18 protein-coding genes are annotated in these 20,985 nt (G+C 58.8%); 5 read left to right on the forward strand and 13 right to left on the reverse strand.

What is annotated here, in order from left to right; all coding sequences use genetic code 11:
• Positions 1-18: 18 nt before the first annotated feature.
• The 3 genes from MO767_RS21100 to MO767_RS21110 all read right to left on the reverse strand — a co-directional run bounded on the left by MO767_RS21100 (position 19) and on the right by MO767_RS21110 (position 2,645).
• Positions 19-756, reverse strand: a complete 738-nt coding sequence (locus MO767_RS21100; protein WP_282482081.1) for an S-methyl-5'-thioinosine phosphorylase — start codon at positions 754-756, stop codon at positions 19-21.
• Positions 757-768: 12 nt separating this feature from the next.
• Positions 769-1,767: a beta-N-acetylhexosaminidase gene (gene nagZ / locus MO767_RS21105; RefSeq protein WP_282482134.1), complete on the reverse strand. Its 999-nt coding sequence runs from the start codon at positions 1,765-1,767 to the stop codon at positions 769-771.
• Positions 1,768-1,937: 170 nt separating this feature from the next.
• Entirely contained in the window at positions 1,938-2,645 is a 708-nt protein-coding gene (locus MO767_RS21110; RefSeq protein WP_129442910.1) for a TetR/AcrR family transcriptional regulator, read from the reverse strand.
• 229 nt (positions 2,646-2,874) lie between these two features.
• Here MO767_RS21110 and lexA point away from each other — a divergent pair, with 229 nt between their 5' ends.
• Positions 2,875-3,483: a transcriptional repressor LexA gene (gene lexA / locus MO767_RS21115; RefSeq protein ID WP_282482082.1), complete on the forward strand. Its 609-nt coding sequence runs from the start codon at positions 2,875-2,877 to the stop codon at positions 3,481-3,483.
• A 10-nt stretch (positions 3,484-3,493) separates the two neighbouring features.
• On the forward strand, positions 3,494-3,967 hold the full coding sequence (gene sulA, locus MO767_RS21120; RefSeq protein ID WP_282482083.1) for an SOS-induced cell division inhibitor SulA: 474 nt from the start codon (positions 3,494-3,496) through the stop codon (positions 3,965-3,967).
• A 94-nt stretch (positions 3,968-4,061) separates the two neighbouring features.
• Here the strand turns inward: sulA and MO767_RS21125 are convergent, their stop codons facing one another.
• The 7 genes from MO767_RS21125 to MO767_RS21155 form a co-directional block, all read right to left on the reverse strand.
• Positions 4,062-4,295, reverse strand: a complete 234-nt coding sequence (locus tag MO767_RS21125; protein ID WP_282482084.1) for a hypothetical protein — start codon at positions 4,293-4,295, stop codon at positions 4,062-4,064.
• Positions 4,296-4,449: 154 nt separating this feature from the next.
• Positions 4,450-4,974 (reverse strand): DUF6586 family protein, encoded by a 525-nt coding sequence (locus MO767_RS21130; RefSeq protein WP_046047843.1) that lies wholly within the window; start codon positions 4,972-4,974, stop codon positions 4,450-4,452.
• Positions 4,975-5,115: 141 nt separating this feature from the next.
• A complete protein-coding gene (gene topA / locus MO767_RS21135; protein ID WP_282482085.1) occupies positions 5,116-7,749 on the reverse strand; it encodes a type I DNA topoisomerase in 2,634 nt (877 codons plus the stop codon).
• A gap of 114 nt (positions 7,750-7,863) precedes the next feature.
• Positions 7,864-8,100 (reverse strand): DUF1653 domain-containing protein, encoded by a 237-nt coding sequence (locus tag MO767_RS21140; protein WP_046047845.1) that lies wholly within the window; start codon positions 8,098-8,100, stop codon positions 7,864-7,866.
• 97 nt (positions 8,101-8,197) lie between these two features.
• Positions 8,198-9,373 carry an acetyl-CoA C-acyltransferase FadA gene (gene fadA / locus MO767_RS21145; RefSeq protein ID WP_076030378.1) on the reverse strand — a complete coding sequence of 392 codons (1,176 nt, stop codon included), beginning with the start codon at positions 9,371-9,373 and terminating at the stop codon, positions 8,198-8,200.
• Between the two features lie 29 nt (positions 9,374-9,402).
• Positions 9,403-11,550 carry a fatty acid oxidation complex subunit alpha FadB gene (gene fadB / locus MO767_RS21150; protein ID WP_282482086.1) on the reverse strand — a complete coding sequence of 716 codons (2,148 nt, stop codon included), beginning with the start codon at positions 11,548-11,550 and terminating at the stop codon, positions 9,403-9,405.
• Positions 11,551-12,086: 536 nt separating this feature from the next.
• Positions 12,087-12,524 (reverse strand): hypothetical protein, encoded by a 438-nt coding sequence (locus tag MO767_RS21155; RefSeq protein WP_282482087.1) that lies wholly within the window; start codon positions 12,522-12,524, stop codon positions 12,087-12,089.
• A 104-nt stretch (positions 12,525-12,628) separates the two neighbouring features.
• Here MO767_RS21155 and MO767_RS21160 point away from each other — a divergent pair, with 104 nt between their 5' ends.
• Positions 12,629-13,066 carry a universal stress protein gene (locus tag MO767_RS21160; protein ID WP_008151425.1) on the forward strand — a complete coding sequence of 146 codons (438 nt, stop codon included), beginning with the start codon at positions 12,629-12,631 and terminating at the stop codon, positions 13,064-13,066.
• 69 nt (positions 13,067-13,135) lie between these two features.
• Here the strand turns inward: MO767_RS21160 and MO767_RS21165 are convergent, their stop codons facing one another.
• The gene (locus MO767_RS21165) at positions 13,136-15,055 is read right to left on the reverse strand and encodes an ATP-binding cassette domain-containing protein (RefSeq protein ID WP_282482088.1); all 1,920 of its coding nucleotides are present in this window, start codon (positions 15,053-15,055) and stop codon (positions 13,136-13,138) included.
• A 213-nt stretch (positions 15,056-15,268) separates the two neighbouring features.
• On the opposite strand from MO767_RS21165, the gene MO767_RS21170 reads away from it, so the two are divergent.
• Positions 15,269-17,197 carry a transglycosylase SLT domain-containing protein gene (locus MO767_RS21170; protein WP_282482089.1) on the forward strand — a complete coding sequence of 643 codons (1,929 nt, stop codon included), beginning with the start codon at positions 15,269-15,271 and terminating at the stop codon, positions 17,195-17,197.
• A gap of 147 nt (positions 17,198-17,344) precedes the next feature.
• On the opposite strand, the gene MO767_RS21175 is transcribed toward MO767_RS21170, so the two are convergent.
• Positions 17,345-19,132, reverse strand: a complete 1,788-nt coding sequence (locus MO767_RS21175) for an ABC transporter transmembrane domain-containing protein (protein WP_282482090.1) — start codon at positions 19,130-19,132, stop codon at positions 17,345-17,347.
• 260 nt (positions 19,133-19,392) lie between these two features.
• On the opposite strand from MO767_RS21175, the gene MO767_RS21180 reads away from it, so the two are divergent.
• Complete coding sequence (locus tag MO767_RS21180) at positions 19,393-19,572, forward strand: PA1571 family protein (protein ID WP_033061931.1); 180 nt, start codon at positions 19,393-19,395, stop codon at positions 19,570-19,572.
• A 69-nt stretch (positions 19,573-19,641) separates the two neighbouring features.
• Here the strand turns inward: MO767_RS21180 and pdxB are convergent, their stop codons facing one another.
• Positions 19,642-20,787, reverse strand: a complete 1,146-nt coding sequence (pdxB, locus tag MO767_RS21185) for a 4-phosphoerythronate dehydrogenase PdxB (protein ID WP_282482091.1) — start codon at positions 20,785-20,787, stop codon at positions 19,642-19,644.
• Positions 20,788-20,985: the final 198 nt, after the last annotated feature.

Here is a 20,985-nt window from a genome sequence, read left to right on the forward strand (position 1 = left end):
TCGCGGTATGACGACTGCTCAGCCTCTAAGCACCCGAGCCAACGTCGACTTCACCGCCCCCATCCCGTCATGCAACGCTTGCTCAATCTCGGCCATGGTGATCACTGCTGTCGACTTGCCCGCTGCCGGGTTTACTACCAGCGCCAGACAGGCGTAATCCAGTTCCAGCTCGCGAGCCAATGCCGCTTCCGGCATTCCGGTCATGCCGACGATGTCGCATCCGTCGCGCTCCAGTCTGGCGATTTCAGCGACAGTTTCCAGCCGCGGCCCTTGAGTGCAGGCGTACACGCCATGACTGCTGTAGCCAACACCTTCGGCCGCCAACGCCGCGATCAACTGCTGACGCAGTGGCTCGCTGTATGGATAGCTGAAATCGATGTGTGTGACCTGCTGCAGATCATCGGCGAAATAGGTGTGTTCGCGACCGCTGGTGTAGTCGATCAGTTGATGCGGCACGCAGAAATGCCCGGCCCCCATCGCGGAATGAATCCCACCCACGGCGTTGACCGCTAGAATCGCTTCGGCGCCGGCCTGTTTCAGCGCCCAGAGGTTGGCGCGGTAGTTCACCTGATGCGGCGGAAAACGGTGAGGATGACCGTGACGCGCAAGAAACAGCACTTCCTTGCCGGCGTACTCGCCGATCTGCACTTCAGCCGAAGGCGCACCGTAAGGGGTGTCCACCGCCAATGATTGACGAATACTCAAGCCTTCGAGTTGAGTCAGGCCGGTGCCGCCGATAATCGCGTAAACCGTCATAACGAAAAGTCCTCAATCAATCAGTTGAGCATCTTTGAGCGCGCCCACGGCTGTCAGCCAGCGTGGGTCTTGACGATATTCGGTGTTGGCGTACGACTGGCCGCGCATCCGCGCAATGCGTTCGGATGGTTTGACCTTCAGACGCTGGACGGCGCTCAGGGCCAATTCGGCGGCCGCGCGATCGTTGCACACCAGGCCCATGTCGCAACCGGCCGTCAGCGCCGCTTCGATACGGCTGGCAGCATCACCGACCACGTGGGCGCCGGCCATCGACAGGTCATCGCTGAAGATCACACCGTCGAATTGCAGCTCGCCACGCAGGATGTCCTGCAACCAGCGGCGGGAGAAGCCGGCGGGTTGGGAATCGACTTGCGGATAGATAACGTGGGCCGGCATGACCGCAGCCAATTGCTTGCTCAGTCGGGCGAACGGCACCAGGTCATTGGCGCGGATTTCGTCGAGACTGCGCTCATCAACAGGGATCGCAACGTGGGAATCGGCCTCGGCCCAGCCGTGACCGGGAAAGTGCTTGCCGGTGGCGGCCATGCCGGCGCTGTTCATGCCGCGAATGAAGGCACCCGCCAACAACGCTGCACGCTCAGGATCACCTTCAAATGAACGGGTGCCGACTACGGCGCTGCGCTGGAAGTCGAGGTCCAGCACCGGAGCGAAACTCAGATCGAGGCCGACTGCCAGCACTTCAGTCGCCATGATCCAGCCGCACTGCCCGGCGAGGTACTCGGCATTCGGATTGTCAGCGATGGCGCGCATGGCTGGCAGACGCACGAAGCCCTGACGCAAACGCTGAACCCGGCCGCCCTCCTGGTCGACTGCCAGCAGCAGATCGGGGCGAATGGCGCGGATTGCGGCGCTCAACTCGCGCACCTGGCGCGGGTGTTCGATGTTGCGGGCGAAAATGATCAGGCCGCCCACTTCGGGTTGGCGCAACAATTGGCGATCTTCAGCCGTCAGCCAGGTACCGGCGACGTCCACCATCAACGAGCCTTGCAGGCCAGCAGTCATAGAGATTCCTTGATAACGATAAACCCGGCTCGCACGCAATCGCCGCCATGGGCAATGCCCGGCAGGTCGGCGATACAAATGGGGAGCGGGTTCAGAACGAGAGTCGGCATGGGCGGCTAGCTTAGCGGATGTCAGCTGCCGCGCCCACCCGTGTGCGGTTAAACCTTGGCGGCAACCGGGGTTGATTTGCTGCGTGGACGCAACTGTGCGGTGGCCATGGCCGAATCGGTCACGCCGGTTTCGGCGCGCATACCCGCTGCCAGGAACGGCACCATCAGACGCATGACTTGCTCAATGGAGGTGTTCACACCGAAGTCGGTCTCGGCAATTGCGCGCAGGGCTTTGATACCGGACATGCTGAACGCGGCGGCGCCGAGCATGAAGTGCACGCGCCAGAACAGCTCAATCGGCGGAATACGCGGTGCAGCTTCGTTGACCAACATCATGTAGCGGCGGAACACCTTGCCGTACATGTCTTCCAGATAACGTCGCAAGTGCCCTTGGCTCTGACTGAAAGCCAGACCCAGCAAACGCATGAAAATCGACAGATCGTTGCCGCTGCGTGGTTGCACCACCAGGGCTTGCTCGACGAGGATTTCCAGCAGCTCTTCAAGCGTCGGCCTGTTCTCCGGCTTGGCCTGACGCCGCTCCAGCTCTTTATCAAGGCTTAAGCAGAACGGCCCGAGAAAGCGCGAGAAAACTGCCTGGATCAGCGCCTTCTTCGAACCGAAGTGATAGTTAACCGCCGCCAGATTGACTCCAGCCTTGCTGGTGATCAGACGCAATGAGGTTTCAGCAAAACCTTTTTCCGCGAACAATTGCTCGGCAGCATCAAGAATGCGTTCAACGGTTTCCGACTGGGCCATGGCTACTCCGCATGACAAACACTTGTTTGAAACATACGTTTCAGCCTGTGCATTGTCAAGCCTGTCGGTTCGTTTTGAGAATGGTCAGTCAGCTATTTAACCATACAACTCCCAAGCGTGAATCAGCAGGCTTATCGACCGCTTGGCGGCCGGCCAAAAAAGGGGCATTGCCAAGACCGTTTCACTGTATATAATCCCAGTCACTGTATAAAAAGACAGAGCGATCAATATGCTAAAGCTGACGCCACGCCAAGCAGAGATTCTGGCCTTCATCAAACGCTGCCTCGAAGACAACGGCTACCCGCCCACCCGCGCGGAAATCGCTCAGGAACTGGGTTTCAAGTCACCCAATGCGGCGGAAGAACACCTCAAGGCGCTGGCCCGCAAAGGCGCGATCGAGATGACGCCCGGTGCTTCCCGCGGCATTCGCATCCCCGGTTTCGAAGCCAAGGCCGACGAGTCCACCCTGCCGATCATTGGCCGAGTGGCTGCCGGCGCACCGATCCTCGCCCAGCAGCACATCGAAGAGTCCTGCAACATCAACCCGTCGTTCTTCCATCCTCGCGCCGACTATCTACTACGGGTTCATGGCATGAGCATGAAGGACGTGGGGATTTTCGACGGTGACCTGCTGGCAGTGCACACCACCCGCGAAGCCCGCAACGGCCAGATCGTAGTAGCGCGGATCGGCGACGAAGTGACCGTCAAGCGTTTCAAGCGCGATGGTAGCAAGGTCTGGTTGATTGCCGAAAACCCTGAATTCGCCCCTATCGAAGTGAACCTGAAAGATCAGGACCTGGTGATCGAAGGCTTAAGTGTCGGCGTCATTCGCCGCTAAAGGAGGCTTTATGCAGTTCCCACACACACCACAGCAAGCCCAACTGCCGTTGTTCGAGGCTTTCATGGTGCAGCCTTTGGCGCCGATTCTGAAAGACGTGGTCGAGTCACCCTGGAGCGCCGAGCCCGAAGTCTTCAGTGAACTGTCGCTGCGTGGTGCAGCCGGGAACTGCATGAACCTTCTTGCGCCGATTCTCAGGGAACTGAGTCAGGACCAGGACGCGCGCTGGCTGACGCTGATCGCTCCACCCGCCAGTCTGACCCAGACCTGGTTGCGGGACGCCGGACTTAACCGCGAACGCATCCTGCTGCTGCAACCGCGCGGCACTCAGAGCGCTCAGCAGTTGACCTGCGAGGCCTTGCGCCTAGGTCGCAGCCACACGGTGGTCAGCTGGCTTAACCCATTGAGCACAACTTCACGGCAACAGTTGATCAGCGCCGCCCGGATCGGGGACGCACAAAGCCTGAATATTCGATTGGGTTAACTGACAAACAATGCGCGCATTGAACAGCGCGGGGCTTCTCCAAGGATAGAGAAGCCGACCTGTAGCGATATCAGCAAAAAACCGACGGGCGAGATCAATGAAGAACCCGATCCCCCTCATCCGTATTGAATTCGCCTTCAACCAAGCGTCCGGCCATCTGAACGCCGACGCTCAACATCGCCTTGGCGACTTCCACGTGCTGGCCCTGCAGGAACGCTTTGGCATCCTCGGAGAAATCCAAAGTAACCAGAGAACCCTCGTCCTCAGCCCTGCGCAGCTCGATACGGCCGTCTGGTAACTCGACAATTTCTAGAAAGGACGTTGGCATAAAGGTCTGTTCTCCACGAAAGGCGGGGATTATATAGGCATCGGCCAGGCTTCGCTCGGGATCTTGACCAGATGCCATTACAAAGAGAAATGTCCGACAGTTCTCATCCCTGAATGGACAACCCACCGGGCCATCCACTATTCCGCTTAATCCTTCAGCACTCGTTCAGGCCTTCGCGAAACCGAATCGCCAGTCCCTTGAGGTTCTGACGCCAGCTCTCCAGCTCTTCCCGGCTCAGCTCTTGTGGAGCCTCTTCTTCATCCAGGTTAACGGCCAGGATCAGCGGCTGCGTCACGTCCCCCTTAGGTTTGTGCGGCGCCCGTGGCGGCTGAAACAGTGCAGCATGGGCTGCCAGCAGTTTGGCCAGCCAGGTTTCCGAATTATTGGCCAACTCGACCATCTCGGCCATTTCCGGAATTGCGATGGCTTCAAGCACTTCGCGAGTCAGCAGCAATTCGGCCCGAGGCGCATTGGCTTGAGGCAAGCGATAGAAACCGGCGATTTCATGGCACAGCCCCAGCAACGCACCGTACAGGTGAAACAGGGCCGACTCGCGTCCGGCCTGGATCAGCGCCAAGGAGTTCATCGCCCGCCCCTCTTCGGCTCTGGCGAGCGCTTCCAGCGACAGGCCGGCGAAGTAAATCTTCTGGTTGGTACGGGTATAGAGTTCGTGGGCCATGACGGCAGCCTCCACAACGAAATAATTGCTTCACGCAGGTCAGACAGTGTCGGGGATCACCCGAGCTCACCGCAAGCACAAAACAAAAAGGCCGCATGAAAACCCGAAGGTTGTCATGCGGCCTTTTCAGTACAGCACCTGTTAAGCCTTAGCGGTCTTCGCCGGGCGCTTGTCTTCAACCGTCCACTTGCCGCCGTCGTAGTACGCTTTCCAGCCAGTCGGCTTACCGTCGACTTCAGTCTGTACGTACTGCTCTTTGGTTTTACGGCTGTAACGGATCACAGCAGGCAGGCCGTCTGGATCTTTTTTCGGCGCTTCGCAGAGGAAGTGGTACTTCGGATCGATCTCATCCTTGTGCGGCACAATTTCCATGACCAGCGGAGCACGCGTCTCGCGGTTTTTCGGGAATTGACTGGCCGCCAGGAACAGGCCGGAAGCACCGTCGCGCAGGATGTAGGTGTCGTTGACCTTTTCGCATTTCAGCTCAGGCATCTTCACCGGGTCCATCTTCGGTGGTGCTGCATCACCGCTTTTCAGCAGTTTGCGGGTGTTCTTGCACGTCGCATTGGTGCAGCCGAAGAACTTGCCGAAACGGCCGGTCTTGAGCTGCATCTCGCTGCCGCACTTGTCGCATTCCAGGCTCGGACCTTCGTAGCCTTTGATGCGATAAGTGCCCTCTTCGATTTCGTAGCCGTCGCAATCCGGGTTGTTACCGCAGATGTGCAGCTTGCGCTTCTCATCCAGCAAGTAAGCGTCCATCGCCGTGCTGCAGATCGGGCAACGGTGCTTCCCACGCAGCACCAGCGATTCCGATTCACCCTCGTCGTCCGCCGCAATTTCGTCGCCCGGCACCAGGTTAACCGTGGCCTTGCAGCGCTCTTTCGGCGGCAGGCTGTAGCCCGAGCAACCAAGGAACACGCCAGTCGATGCAGTACGAATCTGCATCGGACGCCCGCACAATACGCACGGAATATCAGTCATCACCGGTTGGTTGGCGCGCATGCCGCCTTCGGCGCTTTCGGCTACTTCGAGTTTCTTCTTGAAGTCGCCGTAGAACTCGTCGAGCACGTTCTTCCAGTCGCGCTCACCCTGAGCCACGTCATCGAGGTTCTCTTCCATACCGGCGGTGAAGCCGTAGTCCATGAGATTGGAGAAGCTCTCGGCCAGACGTTCGGTAACGATGTCGCCCATCTTTTCCGAGTAGAAACGACGATTGTGCAGCGCTACGTAGCCACGATCCTGGATGGTCGAAATGATCGCTGCGTAGGTCGAAGGACGACCGATGCCACGTTTTTCCATTTCTTTAACCAGGCTCGCTTCCGAGTAACGCGCCGGCGGCTTGGTGAAGTGCTGGGTCGGATCAAGCTTGATCAGCTTCATCGCGTCGCCCTGAGCCATGTCCGGCAGCACGTCGTCATCGCCAGGCTTGGCAATTTGCGGCATGACGCGGGTGTAACCGTCAAACTTCAGGATGCGCCCTTTGGCGCGCAACTCGAAGTCACCGGCACCGACGGTGACCGTGGTCGACAGGTATTGGGCCGGCAGCATCTGGCAAGCGAGGAACTGGCGCCAGATCAGCTCGTAGAGGCGCTCAGCATCACGCTCCATGCCCGACAGCTTGCTTGGCTCGGTATTGGCATCGGAGGGACGAATCGCTTCGTGAGCCTCTTGTGCGCCTTCCTTGCTGCTGTAGACATTCGGGTTTTCCGGCAGGTATTTCTTGCCGAACTCGCCTTCAATATAAGTACGCGCCATCGTCACGGCATCGACCGAGAGGTTGGTGGAGTCGGTACGCATGTAAGTGATGTAGCCGGCTTCGTACAGACGCTGGGCCATCATCATGGTTTTCTTCACGCCGAAGCCCAGGCGGTTACTCGCAGCCTGTTGCAGGGTGGACGTGATGAACGGTGCCGACGGCTTGCTGCTGGTCGGCTTGTCTTCGCGCTTGACGATGCTGTAGCTGGAAGCCTTGAGCTTCTCCAGCGCGGCCATGGCCTGAGCTTCGTTAAGCGGCTTGAAGGCTTCGCCTTTCTCGCGAGCGACGTCAAAGCGCACGGTTGCGCCCTTGGCGGTACCGAGGTCGGCGTGAACTTCCCAGTACTCTTCCGGGTTGAACGCGCGGATTTCACGCTCACGCTCGACGACCAGCTTCACGGCAACCGATTGCACGCGACCGGCGGACAGGCCACGAGCGACCTTGGCCCACAGCAGTGGCGAAACCATGTAACCCACCACGCGGTCGAGGAAACGACGCGCTTGTTGGGCGTTTACACGATCAATGTCCAGCTCGCCCGGCTTGGAGAAGGCTTCCTGAATCGCCTTCTTGGTGATTTCGTTGAACACCACGCGCTTGTAGCGGCTGTCGTCACCACCGATGGCTTCGCGCAGGTGCCAGGCAATGGCTTCCCCCTCGCGATCCAAGTCGGTTGCGAGATAGATGGTGTCAGCATCTTTGGCGAGCCGGCGCAGCTCTTCGATGACCTTTTCCTTGCCCGGGAGGATCTCGTACTTGGCTTTCCAGCCATGATCGGGATCGACACCCATGCGCGAGACCAGCTGCTTGCGCGCTTTCTCTTTCGGCGTGAGCACCGGACCTTCACCCGCGGCGGCCTTGCCGCGCTTGGCGGCTGGCTCTTTGCTGGCGCTAGCCGAACCGCTGGTGGGCAGGTCTCGGATATGGCCGATACTCGACTTCACCACGTATTGGTTACCCAGATACTTGTTGATGGTCTTGGCCTTAGCCGGGGATTCCACAATGACCAGCGATTTGCCCATGGATCAGAAAATTCCTGAATTCTAGAAGTGAAAGGCGGTTGGCGCCTGACGCGGCACCGCTATATATAGTGGCTACAAGGTGAGGTCAAGCGCAGGGTATTGCGCGCACTCAGCTTATGGCTTGGAAAAAAGGCTTGGTTCGGCTTGCACCAAAGCAAAGCGTGGCACCTGTTCGCCGTCCACCTCGACCGACTCAAGGAACATGCTCAAGGGACGCACCCAAAAGCCGTAATCGCCATACAGGGCTTGGTAGAAGACCACTTCTTCTTCGGTTTCCGAATGCCGCGCAATGCTGAATACGCGGTACTGCGGACCTTTGTAATGTTGGTAGAGCCCAGGTTGTATCGGCATGGTTTGGCCCTCGCTCAAATCTTTTCAAAATAAAAACAAAAAAATTCAGAAAAACAAAAACCGGGGCACTTGGCCCCGGCTTCCGTCAACGGAACGCTTAAACGCGTTCGAAGACGGTGGAGATGCCTTGGCCGAGACCAATGCACATGGTGGCTACCCCGAAGGTGCCGCCATTTTGCTTCATCACGTTCAGCAGAGTGCCGGAGATACGCGCACCGGAGCAACCAAATGGGTGACCCAGGGCGATGGCGCCGCCGTGCAGGTTAACCTTCTCGTTCATCTTGTCGAGTACTTTCAAATCTTTCAGCACTGGCAGGGCCTGTGCGGCGAAAGCTTCGTTGAGCTCGAAGAAGTCAATATCGTTAATGCCAAGACCCGCGCGCTTCAGTGCTTTTTGTGTGGCCGGTACTGGACCATAGCCCATGATTGCCGGGTCCACACCTGCTACTGCCATCGAACGAATCACCGCCATAGGCTGGATGCCCAGGTCCTGTGCACGCTGCGCCGACATCACGATCATGCACGAAGCACCATCGGTGATTTGCGACGAAGTACCGGCTGTCACGGTGCCGCCCTTTGGGTTGAACGCTGGCTTCAGAGCCGCCAGGCTTTCCAGGGTTGTTTCCGGACGAATGGTTTCGTCGTAGTCGAACAATTTCAGGAAACCGTTCTCGTCGTAGCCCTGCATCGGGATGATTTCGTCTTTGAACTTGCCTTCCAGCGTCGCTTTATGAGCGAGCTGGTGGGAGCGCACGCCGAAAGCGTCCTGTTGTTCGCGACTAATGCCGTGCATTTTACCCAGCATTTCAGCGGTCAAACCCATCATGCCCGAGGCTTTCGCCGCGTACAGGGACATGTGCGGGTTCGGATCGACACCGTGCATCATGCTCACGTGACCCATATGCTCGACGCCGCCCACCACGAACACGTCACCGTTGCCGGTCATGATCGCTTGCGCAGCAGTGTGCAGAGCGCTCATCGACGAACCACACAGACGGCTGACGGTCTGGCCGGCAGCGGTGTGCGGGATCTGAGTCATCAGGGACGCCATGCGGGCGATGTTCCAGCCCTGCTCCAGGGTCTGGTTCACACAGCCCCAGATCACGTCTTCGACTTCGCTCGGATCAACCTTGACGTTGCGTTCCAGCAATTTGCTGATCAGGTGCGCCGACATGTCTTCAGCGCGGGTGTTGCGGTGCATACCGCCCTTGGAGCGGCCCATCGGAGTACGACCGAAGTCGACAATCACGACGTCTCTAGGATTCAAGCTCATATATTCACTCTCACTCTAGTTGGGGGCGCTTAACCGAAGAACCGCTGGCCGGTTTTGGCCATTTCACGCAGTTTTGCGGTCGGGTGGTACAGCGCGCCCAAATCAGCGTATTGGTCAGCCAGGGCAACGAACTCTGCAACACCGATCGAATCGATGTAGCGCAGCGCACCGCCACGGAATGGAGGGAAACCAATACCGTAGACCAGACCCATGTCGGCTTCGGCAGCGGTTTCGACGATGCCGCCTTCCAGGCAACGCACGGTTTCTAGGCACAGCGGGATCATCATCCAGTTGATGATGTCTTCGTCGGTGACTTCACGCTGTTCGAAGACGATCGGCTTGAGCACTTCCAGTACCGACGGATCGGCGACTTTCTTCTGCTTGCCGCGCTTGTCGGTCTCGTAGGCGTAGAAGCCCTTGCCGTTCTTCTGGCCCAGGCGCTTGGCTTCGTACAGCACGTCGATGGCCGAACGACGGTCGTCTTTCATGCGGTCCGGGAAGCCTTCAGCCATCACGTCACGACCGTGGTGACCGGTGTCGATGCCGACCACGTCCATCAGGTATGCCGGGCCCATTGGCCAGCCGAATTTTTCCATGACCTTGTCGATACGGACGAAGTCCACACCGGCGCTGACCAGTTTGGCGAAACCGCCGAAGTACGGGAACAGCACGCGGTTGACCAGGAAGCCCGGGCAGTCGTTGACGACGATCGGGTTCTTGCCCATTTTCTTGGCGTAGGCAACGGTGGTGGCAACGGCCAGCTCGCTGGACTTCTCGCCACGGATCACTTCTACCAGCGGCATCATGTGCACTGGGTTGAAGAAGTGCATGCCGACGAAGTTTTCCGGACGCTTGAGGGCTTTGGCCAGCAAGGTGATGGAAATGGTCGAGGTGTTGGACGCGAGGATGGTGTCCTCTTTGACCTTGCCTTCCACTTCAGCCAGAACGGCTTGCTTGACCTTAGGGTTCTCGACGACCGCTTCAACCACCAGATCAACGTGACCGAAATCACCGTAGGACAAGGTAGGGCGAATGCCGTTAAGTACTTCGGCCATTTTCGCGGGGGTCATGCGACCTTTATCAACGCGGCCTACCAGCAATTTGGCAGCTTCGGCCAGACCTTGCTCGATGCCGTGCTCGTTGATGTCTTTCATCAGGATCGGCGTCCCTTTGGAAGCCGACTGATAAGCGATACCGCCACCCATGATGCCAGCGCCCAATACGGCAGCCTGCTTCACGTCTTTGGCGATTTCGTCGTAGGCCTTGGCCTTTTTCTTCAGCTCCTGATCGTTCAGGAACAGACCGATCAAGCTCTGCGCGGCAGAGGTCTTGGCCAGTTTGACGAAACCGTTGGCCTCGACTTCCAGCGCCTTGTCGCGACCGAAGTTCGCGGCTTTCTGGATGGTCTTGATCGCTTCGACCGGTGCCGGGTAGTTCGGGCCCGCTTGACCGGCCACGAAACCCTTGGCGGTTTCGAACGACATCATTTGTTCGATGGCGTTGAGCTTGAGCTTTTCGAGCTTCGGCTGACGCTTGGCCTTGTAGTCGAACTCGCCGGAGATGGCGCGTTTGATCAGCTCCAGGGCCGCTTCCTGCAGCTTCTCGGGAGCAACCACTGCGTCGACTGCGCCAACTTTCAGCGCGTCATCAGGACGGTTTTCCTTGCCGGCGGCAATCCATTCGATGGCGTTGTCGGCACCGATGATGCGCGGCAGGCGCACGGTACCGCCGAAGCCCGGGTAGATGCCCAGTTTGACTTCCGGCAGACCGATCTTCGCTTTGGTGGACATGACGCGGTAGTCCGCCGCCAGACACATTTCCAGACCGCCACCCAAGGCGATGCCGTTGATCGCGGCGACAGTCGGGACGTTGAGGTCTTCGAAATCGCTGAAAATCTTGTTGGCTTCCAGGTTGCCAGCAACAAGCTCTGCATCAGGCAGCTTGAAGCTCTCGACAAATTCGGTGATGTCGGCGCCGACGATGAACACGTCCTTGCCACTGCTGACGATCACACCCTTGATCGAAGCATCTGCCTTGATGGTGTCTACGGCCTGACGCAGTTCGTTCAGGGTTAGACGGTTGAACTTGTTGACGGACTCACCCTTGAGGTCGAATTTCAATTCGACGATGCCACTTTCAAGAGCCTTAACCGTGATGGCTTTACCTTCGTAAATCATCAACTGATCTCCACGATATGGAAGCTGAACAGTACACGCCGGACGCAGGCGAATGGCTCGGCAGGGACGTTTAACGTCAATGCTACGCCCATCCACCCGGCACACCCGCCAACGCGATAGTCGGGATTCTGTAGGAGCGGTCTGTAATACAAACGCTCAATTCATACGCCCGTTTGATTTGGGTACGTCACCTTCACGGAATTTCCGACAATTGTCAATCGCCCAAAATACGGGTTGAAACGCGACTTTCCGGTCATTTCCGTACCGGGAAGCCCTGCAACACGCGGCTGCATGTGAGGCCATTCATAGGATCAATAGTTAGAAAAGTCGCCCTAATTCGCTGCAGCCTTTGTTTAACAAGCTACGCTGGCGGGACCTTGAGAAAAAACATGAACGCTTTTGGCGAATGCCCAGCGTAAGATCAGCACACCGAATTACCGGCCTGCCTGGCCAACTCCAGCCCGATGATGATGTCGGGCTTTTTATTGCCTGTCTGCCGGACGTTTCGCGCTATTGCGGCGCGAAATTTCCGCGCTTTATGCCAGAGCCTTCAGCACCGCATCAATATCCTGCAAAACCGTCGCTTCGCCCTTCTCGCCCCAGTACAACGTGATCATCTGCTTGTCTGCTTCGACCTTGTAAACGTTGTCTGGCAACTTTTCGAAATGAATCAGCAACGCCGGCTCCTCGCAGACCTCCTGCCACTGATTGACCCACACACCCGGCGCTTTTTGCCAGTAACTCCAGCACGCCGGCCGATTGCCACGCCGCGGTCGATGGTACTGCGCGCAAGGGCTCGGCGGCTCCTGGCTCAGCCAGTGCGGCCAGTCCTGAGGCGCCAGTTGCATCGCCAATCCGATACGTCGCGCCTCCATGCGCAGGGCCATACGGCCGCTCTGGTGGCGCGACGGTCGCAACCATGCCAGCGGACTCAGTACCACCAACAGGATTGACACCACTATCCAGACCGTCATATCTGTACTCCCGATTCTTGATGAGCGCATTGAGTCACTTTGAAAACAATGCGCTTGAAACCAGCCATACTTACCAATATTGCAATCCTCAGGAGGAGCACCTCATGCCCTACAACCACATTCTGGTCGCTGTAGATCTAACCGAAGAGTGCGATCCTGTAATCCACCGCGCTCGCGAACTGTCGGTGAGCAACGGGGCGAAGCTGTCTCTGGTGCACATTGTCGAGCCGATGGCCATGGCCTTTGGCGGCGACGTGCCCATGGACCTGTCACAACTGCAACAACAGCAGTTCGATCAGGCCAAGGAACGCCTGGACCGACTGATCGTGAAGTATCCGGAACTCTCCAAGGAATACAGCCACCTGACCTACGGCCAGCCACGCCAGGAGATCCACCACCTGGCCAAGGAACAAACCTGCGACCTGATCGTGGTGGGCAGCCATGGCCGACACGGCCTGGCATTGCTGCTGGGCTCGACTGCCAATGACGTGCTGCACGGTGCGCCCTGTGATGTGCTCGCGGTGCGCCTGATCAAAAGCTAAACCACAGCAGCTCCTACGAAAAGCCCGGCGCTCATCACTGAACGCCGGGCTTTTTTATAGCAGGATCAATCAGGCATCCAGCTCGGCCCAGCGCTCGACCATCACTTCGAGTTCAGCCTGCAACTGCTCCAGCTGAGCGATCACTGCGGCAGTCTCGGCAGCAGGACGCTGATAGAAACCGGCATCGGCCATTTGCGCCTCAACGGTAACGATCTGCTGTTCCATGGCTTCGATCTGACCCGGCAACATTTCCAGTTCACGCTGCAATTTGTAGCTGAGCTTCTTCTTCGCCACCGGAGCTTCGACTACAGCAGCGACTGGCGCAGCTTCGGCCGTCACGACAGCGGAGGTCAGGTCGGCTTTGCCGGACTTGCTTTCGGTCACGCCCAACAGACGCGGCGAGCCGCCCTGACGCAGCCAGTCCTGATAACCACCGACGTATTCGCGAACCTTGCCTTCACCTTCGAAGACCAGGGTGCTGGTGACCACGTTGTCGAGGAATGCCCGGTCGTGGCTGACCATCAGCACGGTGCCGTTGAAGGTCAGCAAGACCTCTTCCAGCAACTCGAGGGTTTCAACGTCGAGGTCGTTGGTCGGTTCGTCGAGGACCAGCAGGTTCGCCGGCTTGCTGAACAGTTTCGCCAGCAACAGACGGGCACGCTCACCACCGGACAGCGCCTTCACCGGCGTGCGGGCACGCTGCGGGCTGAACAGGAAGTCGCCGAGGTAGCTCAGCACGTGGCGGCTCTGACCATCGATATCGATGAAGTCGCGACCTTCTGCGACGTTGTCGATTACGGTCTTTTCCAGGTCCAACTGATGGCGCAACTGGTCGAAGTAGGCCACGTCGATGCGCGTCCCCTCTTCCACTGTGCCGCTGGTTGGCTGCAGACCGCTGAGCATCAGCTTCAGCAGTGTGGTCTTGCCGGTACCGTTGGCGCCAAGCAGACCGATACGGTCGCCGCGCGTCAGGACCATCGAGAAATCCTTGATCAGGAACGGGCCACCCGGGTGAGCGAAGCTCACGTTGTCGAGGACCATCACCTGCTTGCCGGATTTGTCAGCGGTGTCCAGCTGAATGTTGGCCTTGCCGGTGCGCTCGCGACGTTCGCTGCGTTCAACGCGCAAGGCTTTCAATGCGCGGACGCGGCCTTCGTTACGGGTGCGACGGGCCTTGATGCCCTGGCGGATCCAGACTTCTTCCTGGGCCAGCTTTTTGTCGAACAGCGCGTTGGCGGTTTCTTCAGCGGCCAGCGACGCTTCTTTGTGCACGAGGAAACTGGCGTAGTCGCCGTTCCAGTCGATCAAGCCACCGCGATCCAGTTCGAGAATGCGGGTCGCGAGGTTCTGCAGGAATGAACGGTCGTGCGTGATGAACAGCACGGCGCCCTGGAAATCCTTCAGCGCTTCTTCAAGCCAGGCAATGGCACCGATGTCCAGGTGGTTGGTTGGTTCGTCGAGCAACAGCAGGTCCGGTTCGGAAACCAGGGCCTGAGCCAGCAGGACGCGACGACGCCAGCCGCCGGACAACTCGGCGAGGGTCTTGTCGGCCGGCAATTGCAGGCGGCTCAACGTGCTGTCGACCAATTGCTGCAAACGCCAGCCGTCACGGGCTTCGAGGTCGTGCTGGACGTGCATCAGTTTGTCCAGGTCGGCGTCGGTGACGATGTTCTGGCTGAGGTGGTGATACTGCGCGAGCAGCTCGCCGACACCGTCCAGGCCTTCAGCCACTACGTCGAACACAGTCCGCTCGTCGGCTACCGGCAATTCTTGCGGCAATTCGCCAATCTTGAGGCCTGGTGCGCGCCAAACGGAGCCGTCATCAGGCTTCTGGTCGCCCTTGACGAGCTTCATCATGCTGGACTTGCCAGTGCCATTGCGGCCGATGATGCACACCCGCTCACCACGGGCGATCTGCCAGGACACCTTGTCCAACAACGGCATAGCGCCGAAAGCAAGGGACACATCGCTGAATTTGAGCAGGGTCATGAGCTTCTCCAAAAACCGGGGGCGCATTCTACCTGACTTGAGGCTTCAGAAGGCCGGCAATTTCAATGTCGAAGTACTCTGCATAACAAATGTTGCGATCTTGTGCCGACAGGCCGGCAAAGCTTTCGCCCCTTGCTGGCAAAAGGCTAAGCTACAGGCAACTCAGTGTTGGCATCGTCAACGCTTGTCGTGATTTCTCTGTTCGGACGTCTCATGCGCAGTCGCCTTTTTGGTCTTTTATCCTGTTTTCTTCTTTCTGCCACTGCCATCCAAACAGCACAGGCGGTGGACCTGTCTACCCAGCGTCAATATTACGATGAAGCCAAGCGTGCCCTGGCCAAGGGTGATACAGGTCCTTACTTCCGTTACAGCCAGGCTCTTAGTGATTACCCGTTGGAGCCTTATCTTGCGTATGACGAACTGACCGCACGCCTGAAAACCGCGAGCAACGCCGAAATCGAGAAATTCCTCGCCGAACACGGCGACCTGCCGCAAGCCAACTGGATGAAACTTCGCTGGTTGCGCTGGCTGGCCGATCGCGGCGACTGGCAGACCTTCGTCAAGTACTACGACCCCAAGCTCAATTTCACCGAACTGGACTGCCTGAACGCGCAGTATCAGATCGGGCATAACCAGAAAACTGAAGGTTATGCCAACGCCAATAAACTTTGGCTGACCGGAAAATCCCAACCCGCCGCGTGCGATGCGCTGTTCGGGCAATGGGCCGCCGAAGGCCAGTTGACCGAGCAAAAACGCTGGGAACGCACCAAACTTGCCGCCCAAGCGCGCAACTATCCGCTGGCCAACAGCCTGGTCAACGGCCTGACCACCCTCGCCCCTCGTGGTCGTTTGCTGATGGATGTGGCGCAGAAACCCGAACTGCTCAACCAGCCGTCGCGCTTCACCCCGGCCGACGAACCGATGTCTGACATCGTCAGCCTCGGCCTGCGGCGCTTGGCCAAGCAAGACCCGGACAAGGCCATGGAGCTGCTCGACGGTTATGCCAGCAGCATGCACTTCTCTCGTGATGAGAAAGTGGCCATCGCCAGGGAAATCGGGCTGACCCTCGCACGACGTTTTGACAGCCGCGCGCTGGACGTGATGACCAAGTACGACCCGGAACTGCGTGATAACACGGTTTCCGAATGGCGTTTACGTCTGCTGCTGCGCCTGGCCCGCTGGGACGATGCCTATCAGTTGACCCGCCGCCTGCCGCCGGATCTGGCGACCACCAATCGCTGGCGTTATTGGCAGGCCCGCAGCCTGGAACTGGCGCAGCCGCAGAACCCGGAAGCGCAGACGCTTTATAAGGGCCTCGCCCGCGAACGTGATTTTTATGGGTTCCTCGCGGCGGATCGCTCGCAGTTGCCCTACTCGCTGATCAACAAACCGCTGGTGCTCAGCCAGGCGCTGATCAACAAGGTCCGCAATACCCCAGGCGTGCGTCGGGCGCTCGAGTTTCACGCTCGCGGACAGATCGTCGATGGTCGCCGCGAGTGGTACCACGTCAGCCGCCACTTCAGCCGCGACGAAATGGTCGCCCAGGCGAAACTGGCCTACGACCTGAAATGGTATTTCCCGGCGATCCGCACCATCAGTCAGGCGCAGTACTGGGACGACCTGGACATCCGCTTCCCGATGGCCCACCGCGAAACCCTCGTGCGCGAAGCCAAGGTTCGCGGCTTGCATTCGAGCTGGGTGTTCGCCATCACCCGCCAGGAAAGTGCGTTCATGGACGACGCCCGTTCCGGCGTCGGCGCCAGCGGCCTGATGCAACTGATGCCCGGCACTGCCAAAGAAACTGCGCGCAAGTTCAGCATTCCACTGGCCTCGCCGCAGCAAGTGCTCGATCCGGACAAAAACATCCAGCTCGGTGCCGCTTACCTGAGCCAGGTCCACAGCCAGTTCAACGGCAACCGCGTCCTCGCCTCTGCCGCCTACAACGCCGGCCCAGGGCGCGTGCGTCAGTGGCTGCGCGGGGCGGACCACCTGAGCTTCGACGTCTGGGTGGAAAGTATCCCGTTCGACGAAACCCGCCAGTACGTGCAGAACGTGCTGTCGTACTCGGTGATCTACGGCCAGAAGCTCAACTCACCGCAGCCGCTGGTGGATTGGCATGAACGCTACTTTGACGATCAATAACCGGTAATGCCGGTTATGTAGGCGCTAACGGAGCCTGCGATCTTTTGATCTTGTCCTAAAAAATGCCCGCATCGAGTGATGCGGGCATTTTTGTTTGTGGTTCAAAGCAAGATCAAAAGATCGCAGCCTCGTTTCACTCGACAGCTCCTACTGATGAAGATCGAGTTCGGCCTTACCGTCACTGAACTGCAACGCCGCCAACCGCGCATACAGCGCGTTGCTCGCAATCAATTCCTGATGCGTCCCCACCGCAACCAGTTGCCCTTGGTCCATCACCGCGATCCGGTCAGCGTTTTTCACCGTGGCCAGCCGGTGGGCGATGACCAGCGTGGTGCGGTTTTTCATCAGGCTCGGCAGGGCTTGCTGGATCAGGTGTTCGCTCTGGGCATCAAGGGCGCTGGTGGCTTCGTCCAGTAGCAGAATCGGCGCGTCCACCAGCAATGCCCGGGCGATGGCCAGGCGTTGGCGCTGACCGCCGGACAAACCGAGGCCACCGTCGCCGAGGTGGGTCTGGTAGCCGTTGGGCATTTGTTCTATGAAGTCGTGGGCGTAAGCGATTTTCGCCGCTTCCTGAACCTGGGCCAGGGTTGCTGTCGGATTGCCGTAGCGGATGTTCTCTTCGATGCTGCCAAAGAACAGCGCCGGGGATTGCGAGACCAGGGCGAAGCAGCGGCGCAGGTCCAACGGATCGAGCTGAGTCAGCGGCACGCCATCGAGCAGGATGCGTCCTTCGGCCGGGTCGTAAAACCGCAGCAGCAAGTCATACACCGTCGACTTGCCGGCACCGGACGGCCCGACCAATGCGAGGGTTTCACCGGCATTGATCGTCAGACTCAAACCATCGACCGCGTAGCTTTCGGGACGCGAGGGGTAGGAAAAGCGCACGTCTTGCAGCACCAGGTCACCCTTCACCCGTTCAGGCAAGGTCACCAGGCCAGTGGTCGGTGGCCGGATGATGTTCTCCGAGCGCAGCAACTCGGCTATCCGTTCGGCGGCGCCGGCGGCACGCTGCAGTTCGCCGATCACTTCGCTCAACGTGCCGAATGCGCTGCCAACAATCAGGCTGTAAAACACAAACGCCGCCAGCTCACCCGCGGAAATCCGCCCGGCGATGACATCCATTCCACCGACCCAGAGCATCACTCCGACCGCGCCAAGCACCAGTACGATCACCAGAGTTATCAACCAGGCTCGCTGGAAGATCCGCTTGCGAGCGGTGTTGAAGGCCTCCTCTACCGTTGCGGCAAAGCGCTGCTCATCCTGGACCTGATGGTTGTAGGCCTGCACGGTTTTGATCTGGCCCAGGGTTTCGGAAACATAGCTGCCGATATCGGCAATCCGGTCCTGGCTCAGGCGTGACAGGCTACGCACCCGACGGCCGAAGATCAGGATCGGCGCGATCACCAACGGCAACGCGACCACCACGATGCTGGTGAGCTTGGGGTTGGTGATAAACAACAGGACGATCCCGCCGATCACCATCAACAGATTGCGCAAAAACAGCGACAGGGAAGAGCCGATCACCGATTGCAGCAGCGTGGTGTCAGCGGTCAACCGCGACTGGATCTCGGAGCTGCGGTTGTCTTCGTAGAATCCTGGGTGCAGATAAATCAGATGATTGAACACCTGACGACGGATGTCCGCGACAACGCGTTCGCCGATCCATGAGACCAGGTAAAAACGCGCGAAGGTGCCAATCGCCAACCCGACCACCAGCAACATGAACAAGCCGATGGACTGGTTGAGCAAATGCGGCGACTGGGTCATGAAACCCTGATCCACCAGCAGGCGAATCCCCTGCCCCATGGACAAGGTGATGCCCGCCGTGACGATCAATGCGAGCAAGGCACCGACGGCCGGCCAGCGATAAGGCGCGATGAAACGCAGGGCCAGGCGCATGGCACGCCGTTGACGGGAAGAGAGGATGGAGATCATTCGATGGCGCAACCAGTAGGGTTTGACGCGATCAAGCCTACACCGGTCGATGGGCTTGAACGCTGTAAATCATAATGAGTCAGTTTAAATATGACCGCAAAGACTAGGTCCTAGACGGTATTGGTCTAAAGTCCGGGTGGCAACGCCGCGTTATTTCTGGTGGACTCATGTTGCCGCCCGGGAAAGATCGCAGGGAGTTGTCACAGCCCGGTCACCTGGCGGTTCTATAGTAAGCACACAACCTGAGGAGGAGACAGGCCATGTCCTTGCAAAACAGCAGCGAAGACAAGATTGAAGTGATCCGCACACAGCCAGACCAGTCTCTGGGTTGCTCGATTATCGATAAGGATGGGCGCGAAGTACCGATCACTGAAGGCATGATCCAGGACGCTTGCCGCGAACTGGAAAAGCGATTGGTCAAGCCTGCCGAACAAAAGTGATATAGCCACCGTCTTCTTGACCCGGCCTCTGATGGCCGGGTTTTTTATGCATGTTTTTTGACGGAGCAATTATCGGATCGTTTGCGCACCGAGTGCCGCCACTATCTTCAGCAACTCAGGCGAATCCCCATCGATCCGCACCGACAAACCATCAATCTCACGCCGCAGCGGATAATGCTTACGCAGTGAATCGAACGCTGCACGCTGCTCGTTCACATTGCCGACAAGGCTGCGACGGAAATCCGCATCATCGCGGCGCGGGTCGTACACGCCACGGCACAACATGGCCAGCGACCAGGCCGGATCGCTGTTAGCGTTCAAGGTCACTTGCGACAACCAGGATGCGGGCAGCAAATCGCTCAAGTTGATCTGGGCCGGTTGCCCGAGAAATTCGCAATAGGCCTGATAAATCTGCGCTGTCCCACGCTGTCTGCCGTCGAGGCTGTAACCGGCAATGTGCGGCGTCGCCAGCACACAGAGTTCGGCCAGTGCCACATCGACCTCAGGCTCACCTTCCCAGACATCCAGCACTGCTTGCAGGTCTTCGCGTTGCAGCAGCACCTGGCGCAGCGCGGCGTTGTCCACCACCGGGCCACGACTGGCGTTGATCAGCCAGGTGCCGGGTTTGAGCTGGTTCAAACGGCTTTTATCGAACAGATGCCAGGTCAACTGGGCGCCGTGCTTCTTCAACGGTGTGTGCAGACTGATGACATCGCACTGCTCGATGATCTGTTCGAGGCTGACGTAATCGCCACCTTCTGCCGCTTGCCTTGGCGGATCGCAGACCAGCACGTTCCAGCCCAGACCTTGCAGAACCTTGACCAACCGGCCGCCCACTTCACCGGCACCGACAATGCCGTAGGTGCGTTGAGTCAGGTCGGCGCCTTCGATTTCGGCCAGGGTCAGCAGACTGCCGAGCACATAGTCGACCACGCCCCGGGCGTTGCAGCCGGGCGCGCTGGACCAGGTGATGCCGGCCCGCTCAAAGTAATCCAGATCCAGGTGATCCGTGCCGATGGTGCAAGTGCCGACAAAGCGTACCTTGCTGCCTTCGAGCAACCCGCGGTTAACGTTGGTCACCGAGCGCACCAGCAGCACATCGGCCTGTTCGACGGTGGCGCGGTCAATGGAACGTCCCGGCACCCGGCGGATTTCACCGAAACCTTCGAAGAAGGCATCGAGCAGCGGGATATTTTCGTCGGCAACAATCAGCATGGCAGGCTCCTTTGGCGGATCGGCAGTGTAGGCGGAGATGACCATGCTGGGCCAGCGGGCATTAGGGGTCATCACACACCCTGTGGCGAGGGGATTTATCCCCGTTGGGCTGCGAAGCGGCCCCTTATTCCTGCAACCGTGTCATTTCAGATGTACTGCGCACACCGGTTTGACGACTGCTGCGCAGCCGGACGGGGA

This window comes from Pseudomonas sp. UYIF39, from assembly GCF_029963765.1.
Classification (GTDB): domain Bacteria; phylum Pseudomonadota; class Gammaproteobacteria; order Pseudomonadales; family Pseudomonadaceae; genus Aquipseudomonas.